Source organism: Streptomyces sp. NPDC088194 (assembly GCF_040702025.1).
GTDB lineage: Bacteria > Actinomycetota > Actinomycetes > Streptomycetales > Streptomycetaceae > Actinacidiphila.
In genome coordinates, this window is record NZ_JBFBIV010000175.1 from 1 (window position 1) to 9148 (window position 9148).

Genomic DNA, 9148 nt, shown 5'->3' on the forward strand with positions numbered 1-9148 from the left:
GGGGCGAGGAACCGCGGCCCGGGCGTGACGGTCGAGCAGGTCGCCGCCTCTTCGGAGTCCACGCGCCGGACGAGGCGAAGGAGTCCGTGTCGTCCCCCCTAAACGGGGAGCACTACCGGCTCCATCTGCCGTCGATGGATCCTCACCGGCCCCTGATACCAACGCCGCTCACTCTGCCTGGCTATCCAGAGCCAACTTGACGCCTCAAGCTAACGGGCACCAAGGCCCGATAGGCGTCTCCGAGGTGGCGCTGCCGCCCCGCCTTTGCCTCCGCCGGCCGTCTGGGCCACGCCCCTGCGTGTGGCTATGGCTGTGAAGGGACGATTGAAAAGCTCCGCTCAGCAGCCGCCGCGCCTTGGCCGTCACCAACGACTGTGGTGAGGGTCAGCCCGAACAGGAGCCGGTTCATCTCATCGCTGGTAAGCCCGAGTTCAGCCGCCACCGAGGAAGCGCGAATGCGCTTCGAGCGCAGTGCGGCAAAGACCTTGGTCAGCACCTGCGACGTTTCACGCTGGCCCATGCCTTGTGGCTCGCCGGACCGGTACCCCAGACGGCTGAGCTCAGTGCACGTGGACCGGTACTGCCAGTCAGAGAGCAGACCCAGGTCATGCATGCGATAGGTAAGGGCCATAGCGGAGACGTTCCAGATCTGCTTGCCCCGAAGGATCTGGTCGATGTGTGCGCCAGCAGGCATGTGCCCAAGGACACTCGAGCGCGGCATCAGAAAAGCGGAGGCGAACTCGTTCGCTTGCCGTTCAGCCTCAGGGCCGGAACAGGCATGCTCGCTGCCGTGCATCACGAGGTGGCCCAGCTCATGAGCTGCGTCGAAGCGACCACGCTCGGCTGACTTGAGCGTGTTGAGGAAGACAAACGGAACGCCGTCGCGCCATACCGCGAATGCGTCGACCTCAGCGTGCTCTGGATCGAGGGAGAACACCCGTACGCCATGAGCCTCCAGGAGATGCACCATGTTGGGGGCCGGGGCTTCCCCCAGTCCCCATCGGGTGCGGACCATGCCCGCAGCTGTCTCCGGGTCGGGCTTGCCCAGCGAAGGCACGTCGGCGAGGGGAAGGCGAAACCGCTCGTCGATCCAGTCGTACAGCATCGCGCCTAGCGCACCGGCGGCCCGAGCGGCTTCGAGTATCCTCGCTGACGTCTTGCTGCGGGCACGCCAAGAGATGCCCTCGGCGGGAAGTTCGTCCAGTGCGGGACCGCCGAAGAAGTTGGCAGGGAAGTCCAGCGCTGAGGCGATCTTGCAGAGGGTGTCAGATCGAGGTGCGGCCCGCCCTGTCTCGTAGTTCGACAAGCTCTGAAGCGATACCCCGGCCCGTCCTGACAGCTCAGCGAGGGTGAGGCCCCTGCGCTTGCGGGCCAACGTGATACGTGACGGGGTCACCATGTGGGTCTGCCTCAATCAGTGTTGGTGCGTGGTGAGGCGACAGGATTCGTCGCCCCACCAGTGGGCTTCAACGGAAGTCGACCGGAATGTCGATCTCCCCAGGCCCATAATCGTTCAAATGTTCGATCCCGTCCATCACGAGGGGCGGAAGCGGAATGCGTCTTCCCCATTCGACGACGAAGCCATCCTCGAACCTCTTAGGCCGCGACAGCTCGCAGTCGATCCGCACCGTGTCACCAGTCTTGGTGCGGTAGGACAGCAGGAACCACGTCTTCAGAGCGAAGGCTTCCTCTTCGCTCAGTGCGACCCCGACAGGTCCGGCATCGGCCACGAACAGAGCGGTCTGTACGTGTGGTGCACGCTCGCCGGCATTCGCACGAGTGACCATCTCGGTGGCCGATCCCCGCCGGCGTGCGTTCCTCGGGAACAGGCTTGCCTGCCCCGTAGCGGCGTCCCCGACCATCACGCCCATCGCAACCGACCGGTCCCCGTTACAGACAAGCTCCAGGCGACCGTGAACGAGCCGAGCCCACCCCTGCTGCGCGATGTGCAGTTCACGAACGGTCCGCACATGCGCCTCATAAGCCCGCCGGCCAGCCGTCCCAGTTGGATCATTGGGCACAGCGGTACGCCGCGCCGCCTCGCCCGCGCGCAGCACATCGTGCAGGAACTCCAACCTGGTCCCCAGGCCACCCAACTGGGCCTGCACGCCCTCGGGCTCAGAGGACGGATCGACGAGGGACAGGGGCAACGGGACCTCCGGGGAATCGACAGCAGACTTATAGAGACCTTACCGCAAGTGAGGGGCGATTTTTATAAGACGCGGGTGGGCGGCGGCCTACCTGCCGAAGAGAGGGGCCACAGCGCGCTGGGGCGACGATGGCCCCGACGAGCACACCGCCTAGATGCCGGTTGCGGCGCCCCAGGCCCGATCGGTTTGTTCACCCCACACTCCAGGGGCAACCGTGCGAGGGTCGACTGCCTCCGCGGGCGCCGTCGTCTTGTACGTACCGTCGGGTTGTTCCGAGCGGTCGTGCTCCTTCACCCAGAACACGCGACGAATGAACTGTCCGGGCACGTCTCCACTTGGTGCGTCGCTTCGAAGGACTGCGTACCCGACTCGCCGCCCCGTGCCCGTCCAAGGGACTGGCCGTCTACGCGTGCCAGCGTTGTGCACTACCGACTGCCGGACGTAGTCGAAGCCACCAACATCCTCAGTCCAGACGATGCTCTCTTCGTACTCCAGAGCCGCTTGATTCTCCTGCACGTCCGCCTCCACAGAGATCTGGGCACGATGAACTGCCAGTCTGACGCGGGGCCAGCGGCGTGAGGGAGCTTTTCTGAACCCCGGGGCAAATGGGCCGAGGGGAATGCGACAGACGATGGCACGCCCTCAGCCCGCGCCTTTCCACGTGCTACGGCTGCATTCACGGCTGGTCGGTCCGGGCCGTCAGCGCAAGCGGACTTCGTTGTGCTCAACGCCGGCTCCTGCGCGCGTGCGCTCCAGCACGACGATCGGGCAGTTGAGTGCTGCGGCGATCTTGAGGAGGTTCGCGGGGGTGGCGCTGCGCCAGCCGGACTCGATCTCGCCCATCAGCTGCTCGCTGATGCCGATCCTGTCGGCGAGTGCCCGCTTGGTCAGGCCGGCCTTCTCGCGTGCCCATGTGACTGCCTCGGGCTCCTGGTGGAGCCTGCTCGGCTGGGTGCGGCGGCGGGCGGGCATTTCAGCGCCCCTCGGGTTGATCGGTGTGTTGAACTTGGTGGGGCGGCGCTGAGGAGCGTGCCGTGGCCTCTGCCTGGGTCAGGCCTGGCGGCAGGACGGACGTGGTGAGCGGTCGCTCCGGATGGTGGGCGGACCAGTCCTCGCGGGCGGCGATGAGCGCGGGCAGGACTTCGTCCTGGAGTAAGTCGGCCTGCGCGCCCAGCTTCGACGCGATGTCGGCGAGTTCCTGCGGCTCCAGGCCGAGGATCCAGTGGCCGGGACTGACCTGGATGTTCACGACGGGAACGCGCAGGCGTATGGCGGTGTCGTAGGGGTTGCAGTCGATGCTTCCCGCGAAGACCGCGTCCTCCTCCGCGTCGTCCCTGCTGTTCGTAGCAGTGAGGGGCATCATCGGACCCTCGAAGAAGTTCCTGTGGTTGATACCGCCGAGCCGGAGCGGCAACTGGTCCAGCGGCACGCCGGCCTCGCTGGGGTCGTCCTCCGCCCAGTCGGGCAGGTAGCCGGACGTCGCGAAACCGGACGTCGTGGTGATCGTCCACGAACCCGGTGTGCTCCACGGCTTCGGCTGCTCGACTGCGTCCGCAGGCTGCGGAGCCTGGGCAGGGTGCTCCTCGTTGATCGCGGTCTCCTTGAGGGGAAGGTGTGCGCTGGTGGGTGCGGCTCGGCAACCTCGCCTTGCAGGCAGAAAATCCCGCTCCGCGTTCGACTTCTTCGCCGTCTCTTGCGGTGTTGGACGGTGGAGGGCCTGCGGGCAGCGATACAAAGCCGCTTGCTGAATGCGGGGGTCAACTGGTGCGAGCGTCGGCGGATATCGGGCAGCGTCGGGTGCCGGTGAGCCGGGCGGTGGCGGCTCGCGCGACTCGGCCGGGACGCAGGAGGAACTGGCGGCGGCTCAGCGTCTGTTTAGGGATCGCGATAGTGGCCCAGACCCGCTTGCCGCACTTGGTGTGCTCGGCTCCGCTACCCAGGGCCAGTTGCTGGATCAGCCACATGCCCCGCCCGTCCTCCGCATCGTCCGTGGGCGGGAGCATAAGTGGGAGGGCAGCGGCGTCGTCGCGGACCTCGACAATGATGCGTCGTGCGGCCGGGCTGGCCCTCAGCCGGATGGTGAACTCCCGCCCGCCACTGTGCTGCAGGGCGTTGGTGACCATCTCCGACACGACCGTCCTCAGCGCGATCGTGCTGTCCTCGTCCAGACTCAGCCCCCAGCCGGTGGTCAGTTCATCGACGCGTCGGCGGGCGGCCGGGACCGATGCGGGGTCGCTGTTCATGGAGAAGCGGGTGTTGTAGGCGCGCATGACGGATGGCCCTTCGACCGAGGTGTGGCCGTATCGGAGGAGTGGGAGGGGCGCGCGAGGGGCACTATGGGAAGTCGTCCGATCGCGTGCTGTAGTGGTGGTTCGAGCCCTCAGTCAACCGTCGGCCGTCGATGATGGCGGGTGCCGGCAGGGGGTGCGTTTCCCGTCGGGGGGCCGCTTAGCGGGGCCAGGATCGGGCGCGGGACTTTGAGACACTGGAGAGGCGGGCATGATGGCACGAGATGCCATCGGCGCCATGCTGCGGGCGGCGCGTGAGTCGGCCGGTCGCACCCGTGAGGAACAGGCGCTCGTCCTGCAAGACGCGCAGGACGGGCGGTGGTTCGATCCGGAGAACTTGAAGCGCTGGGAGACCGAGCGCCGCTTACCGATTCCCGCTTGGCACGCGCTTCTTGCCGAGGTCTACGGGATGCCGGTGGAGGAGATCGCCCAGGCCGTGAGACTCAGCAGGCAGCGGCGCAGGCTCCAGCGTCTCGACGGGGCTGATCCCGGTGAAGGAGAGGAGGGCACGGAAGTGGATCGACGACGCTTCCTCGGCGCGGCGGCCGTCGCTACAACCAGCGTGGTCGCACCGCCCGGTCTCGCGGAGGCCAGGCAGGGCATCGACGCGGCCCTGTCCGGCTCCGACGCCGGTGATCTCGCCTACCTGGACGGGGCGTTCGAACGTCACCGCGGGGGCTACCGTGGCCGTCCGCCGGCGGTCGTTCTCGCGGAGATGCGGGGCGACCTCGGCCTACTGAGAGACGTCCTCAGCCGCCCTCACGCGGCCGGGACCCGGGCGGACCTGGCCCGTACGGCAGCCGGTATCACCGGGCTGGTGGCGATCATCCAGCACGACCGCAGTGACCAGCGCGACGCGCACGGCTGGTTCGCGACCGCCGAGCAGGCGGCCCGCGAGTCAGGCGACCGGCAGATGCTCGCCTGGGCGCTGGCCCGGCACGCGATGGTCCCCCTCAACTACGGCGCCCCGCGCTCCGCGGCCGACCTCGCCACGCGCGCCCGCGCCGAAGCCGGCCGGAAGCCGTCAGCGGCTGCCGCCCTCGCCGCGGCCGTCACCGCTCGGGCTCTCGCCTCCGCCGGGGACCATGAAGGCGCACTTCGTTCTGTCGCCGACGCCCGCCTGATCGCGGAGCGCATCAACGGGAGCCAGGCTGCCGACACGTGGTTCGGGTACCCGCTCCAGAAGCACGATAAGGCGGTCGGCATCTGGGAGCGGCTGCCGCAGGTCGCTGTTCAGCGCGCGGGTGATCTGATTGACGTTGTTGCCGATGCGGCTGAGGGCGCGCAGGACCTGAACATCGCGCCGATCAGCGTCACCGAGAACACCATTGCCGGCTACGAGGTCGCCGTTCGCGTCCACCTCATACCCGGGCTGGGCGCCCACCGGCTCATCAAGCTGGAACCCGAGCACCTGGAGCGCTTCTACAAGAAGATGCAGGAAGGCGGCAGCAAGCCCGCTACCACCCACCAGACCCACCGCACGCTCCGGGTGGCGCTGGGCGAGGCCGTCCGCCGAGGCCACCTGACGGTGAACGTCGCCAAGATCGCCAAAGCGCCGCGCCTCGAAGAGGAGGAGATCGAGCCATACACGGTCGAGGAGGTCCAGCGCATCCTGTTGGCCGCGGAGAAGCGGCGGAACACCGCCCGCTGGGTCATCGCCCTGGCCCTTGGCCTCCGGCAGGGCGAGGTGCTTGGCCTCCAGTGGTCTGACGTCGACCTCGACGCGGGAGTCATCCGCGTCCGGCGGGGACGGTTGAGGCCGAAGTACGCCCACGGCTGCGGCGGCGCCTGTGGCCGGAAACCCGGTTACTGCCGCCAGCGCACGCAGATCCGACGAGAGACGAAGGACACCAAGTCCCGTGCGGGCAGGCGGGCGATCGGCCTTCCCGACGAGCTGGTCAAGCTTCTGCGCCGGCACCGCGACGTGCAGGCGCATGAACGTGCTGACGCCCGCCAGCTCTGGACGGAGAAGGGCTACGTCTTCACCTCACCGATCGGCGAGCCCCTGATCCCCAACACCGACTACCACCACTGGAAGGAACTCCTCCAGGAAGCCGGCGTCCGCGACGCCCGCCACACCGCCTCAACGGTCCTCTTGCTCCTCGGCGTACCCGAGCGCATCGTCATGGCGATCATGGGCTGGTCCTCGGCGTCGATGGCGAAGCGCTACCAGCACGTGACGGACCCATTGCTTCACGACACAGCTCAGAGGGTCCAGGGAGCCCTCTGGGGCTCAGGCGAAGGGCACGCCCAGTAACTGGTTACACGTCAGCCTGATGGGCAGCCCCTGTAAGCGGGCTGCCCATCAGGCTGAAGACACCCAGGGCGCAATCGGATACGGGCCTTAGCTGGGCAGTCCCAGCTTGTCGAAGAACGCCCTGTTCCGCTCCGTGGCCGAGTTGACCAACCCATCGAAGCTCATGACCTCGATGTACGCCTTGGCGGAGTCGTTGAAGCCGAAGTACCCGAGCCCGTCGTGGGTCGGCCGTAGGTTCGAGATCTCACACCGCTCGATCATCCTCTCAGTGAGGTCGGCGATGATGTAGCAGAAGGCTGGCGGCGCGGGCGTCGCCGGGATCGGCCTTCCCATCGCGGTCAGCACTCCCCCTGCGCGGATCCTCTTCACGTAGTCGAGGCACTGCTGGATTGGGTTCTTATCCTCGGTGGCATCCCTGCGCATTGGGCGCTTGATCTCGACCACGACAATCGACTGCAGCGGCAGCTTCTGTCCTTCCGCCGCGAGCACCGGCGAGTCGATGAGCCGAGTCGCGAGTATGTCGGGCTCCTTCGTGGATTCGGATCCCGTGATCGGCATGCTCTTCAGTGTCTTGTCGGAGGCGAGGTAATCGTGGAACGCGAGTCTCTCGTCGACGATCCATAGGTTCGACCCGTCGGAGGAGACCTCGTTGGAGTCTGTCCGCATGGGAACGATCAACGAGTGGATCGCGTCCTCTCGGCTGTACTTCCCGTCCTTGTCCGCGCGGATCAAACGCCCGAGCAGATCTAGCACCGTCCGGCGGCGTGACACGTACGCGGCCAGGTCCGACTGGTTGATCTCGCTGACGGTGCTGAGGTAAGCGGCGAGCCGTTCCTCATAGCCCTCCGCCGGCTCCGCATCCGCCTCCGCGAAGATCTCCTGCCCCTGCACAAGCGCTTCGGACTCGATCTTCTGCAGGTGCCCGTGGAGCTGCAGTTCCAGGTCCTGGTCCTTGACCGACGGATCAACCGTGATGCCGCGCTCCTCGATCTTGGCCAGCACCGGTCGGTACCGCGGGGCACGCTTGCTCACGAAGTCGTGGACTCGCTGCTTGCCCTGCTCGCGGGCCGTTTCGAGCGGATCTTTGAGGATCTTCCCAACCTCTTCAAGGACGGCTTCGCGGATGTCGTCCAGCGAAAGGTCGTCGACGAGCGGCTCGCCCGCGATGCGGTCGCTGATGTCGAAGGCCGTCCGATCGGAGCGGACACGCTCGTCGAGGAAGTCTGAGGTCAGGTAGCACGCGTAGACGAACTCGCCTGAGTCCGCGTCCTTCAGCTTGCCATGGAGCCCCGGCACCTTGCCGCTCAGGTTCTCTTCAACGACGACGCGGCTCGCCGCGCACCAGTGGAGGCGGGGGACGGAGTTGCGCGTGGACGACTTCAGCCGGAGGTTCAGCATGTCGAACTTCTGGCCCTTGACCTTGATCCTTGTCGACGACATCGCCGAGTCGATGAACTCGTCCATCAGGCTAGCCAGAGACACCGACTCGTCGTCGTCCGCGACCGTCACGAGGGGCGCTCCGCCTGGCCGGAGGAAGTACCAGATGCAGTGCTCGAACACTTCGCGTGCGATGGCGTCGACGCCCTTCGGCGCGTGCTCCTGGAACGACTTTTTGAAGCCGTCGAGGCTCACGACAGCCCCGGGGTGCGTGAACCCCTCTGCGTCGCCGTCGTGCTCGACCTCGTGCTCGATTGAGAACTTGAACTGACGTCCCCGGAGGTTCCCGTTCTCGTCCTCGTACGCGCTGCGGACCGACACCCTGTCGAACGCCTTGAGCCACAGCAGCCGCCCGACGCCGCGGCAGCCGAGGTTAGATTTGAAGTCGCTGTCCAAGGTCTCGAACGAGGACATGTTCTGCGCCGTGAATCCCACGCCGTCGTCCGCGACGGTGAAGCCCATGATCGGCTTCATGGGGGCGCGTCCGGGTCCCGCGGGGCCAAAGTCCAGCTCTATCTGAGAATCGCGATGTACCTGAACGTCGATCCGTCCGGGCTCGCCGTAGCCGTCGCGCCGAGCGTCGATGGCCTGGATGCTGTTGACGATCACCTCGAGAAGCGGCAAAAGGGCGTGGCTCTTGGGCAGGCTTGTGTTCCGGACTCGGCCCGCAAGGGAAGTCTTCAGCGCCATGAGCCATATCCCTTCGCAGTCGTTGGAGCGACCTTATCGACGATCCCCGAGGAGGGCAGTGCTCGGACGTGCTCGCGTCGGCTCGCCTTCGGGGCCCGCACCCAGACGTTGCCAGACGAGCGCGGCATGCACGTGATCGGCTCAAGGTTCTCTGCTCGCTGTAGCGTCACCCAGTAGGTCACCCCCCTGCCCTGAGAGATGAGTGGCGGGCTCACGCTGTGCAGGCAAGTACGGGGCGTGGCTCGGGGCGCCAACTGAGACCAGAACTGAGACCACACGCGTCGATGGCCCCCCCAGCGAGCAGCGGGGGCCATCGACGTCGTGCC

Annotated in this window: 10 protein-coding genes; 1 reads left to right on the plus strand and 9 read right to left on the minus strand. The window is 66.8% G+C overall.

Annotated elements, in window-relative coordinates; genetic code table 11:
- Nucleotides 1-304: 304 nt before the first annotated feature.
- The 8 genes from AB0399_RS39770 to AB0399_RS39805 all read right to left on the minus strand — a co-directional run bounded on the left by AB0399_RS39770 (nt 305) and on the right by AB0399_RS39805 (nt 5960).
- Complete coding sequence (locus AB0399_RS39770; RefSeq protein ID WP_366414601.1) at nt 305-1399, minus strand: XRE family transcriptional regulator; 1095 nt, start codon at nt 1397-1399, stop codon at nt 305-307.
- 67 nt (nt 1400-1466) lie between these two features.
- A complete protein-coding gene (locus AB0399_RS39775; RefSeq protein WP_366414602.1) occupies nt 1467-2150 on the minus strand; it encodes a hypothetical protein in 684 nt (227 codons plus the stop codon).
- A 150-nt stretch (nt 2151-2300) separates the two neighbouring features.
- Nucleotides 2301-2678, minus strand: coding sequence for a DUF6009 family protein (locus tag AB0399_RS39780; RefSeq protein WP_366414603.1), 378 nt, complete (start codon nt 2676-2678; stop codon nt 2301-2303).
- A 171-nt stretch (nt 2679-2849) separates the two neighbouring features.
- Nucleotides 2850-3122 (minus strand): helix-turn-helix transcriptional regulator, encoded by a 273-nt coding sequence (locus AB0399_RS39785; RefSeq protein ID WP_366414604.1) that lies wholly within the window; start codon nt 3120-3122, stop codon nt 2850-2852.
- 1 nt (nt 3123) lies between these two features.
- Entirely contained in the window at nt 3124-3885 is a 762-nt protein-coding gene (locus AB0399_RS39790) for a hypothetical protein (protein WP_366414605.1), read from the minus strand.
- Between the two features lie 22 nt (nt 3886-3907).
- Nucleotides 3908-4420 (minus strand): ATP-binding protein, encoded by a 513-nt coding sequence (locus tag AB0399_RS39795; protein ID WP_366414606.1) that lies wholly within the window; start codon nt 4418-4420, stop codon nt 3908-3910.
- Nucleotides 4421-4802: 382 nt separating this feature from the next.
- Nucleotides 4803-5108, minus strand: coding sequence for a hypothetical protein (locus AB0399_RS39800; protein ID WP_366414607.1), 306 nt, complete (start codon nt 5106-5108; stop codon nt 4803-4805).
- A 354-nt stretch (nt 5109-5462) separates the two neighbouring features.
- The gene (locus tag AB0399_RS39805; RefSeq protein ID WP_366414608.1) at nt 5463-5960 is read right to left on the minus strand and encodes a MobC family plasmid mobilization relaxosome protein; all 498 of its coding nucleotides are present in this window, start codon (nt 5958-5960) and stop codon (nt 5463-5465) included.
- Between AB0399_RS39805 and AB0399_RS39810 the strand changes: the two genes are divergently transcribed.
- A complete protein-coding gene (locus tag AB0399_RS39810; RefSeq protein ID WP_366414609.1) occupies nt 5871-6695 on the plus strand; it encodes a site-specific integrase in 825 nt (274 codons plus the stop codon). The genes AB0399_RS39805 and AB0399_RS39810 overlap by 90 nt on opposite strands.
- Nucleotides 6696-6782: 87 nt before the next feature.
- Here the strand turns inward: AB0399_RS39810 and AB0399_RS39815 are convergent, their stop codons facing one another.
- Complete coding sequence (locus AB0399_RS39815; RefSeq protein WP_366414610.1) at nt 6783-8822, minus strand: ATP-binding protein; 2040 nt, start codon at nt 8820-8822, stop codon at nt 6783-6785.
- Nucleotides 8823-9148 lie beyond the last annotated feature (326 nt).

Coding starts and splice junctions, on each gene's coding strand:
- AB0399_RS39770 (WP_366414601.1), bottom strand. CDS start 1,399: ATGGTGACCCCGTCACGTATCACGTTGGCCCGCAAGCGCAGGGGCCTC.
- AB0399_RS39785 (WP_366414604.1), bottom strand. CDS start 3,122: ATGCCCGCCCGCCGCCGCACCCAGCCGAGCAGGCTCCACCAGGAGCCC.
- AB0399_RS39795 (WP_366414606.1), bottom strand. CDS start 4,420: ATGCGCGCCTACAACACCCGCTTCTCCATGAACAGCGACCCCGCATCG.
- AB0399_RS39810 (WP_366414609.1), top strand. CDS start 5,871: ATGCAGGAAGGCGGCAGCAAGCCCGCTACCACCCACCAGACCCACCGC.
- AB0399_RS39815 (WP_366414610.1), bottom strand. CDS start 8,822: ATGGCGCTGAAGACTTCCCTTGCGGGCCGAGTCCGGAACACAAGCCTG.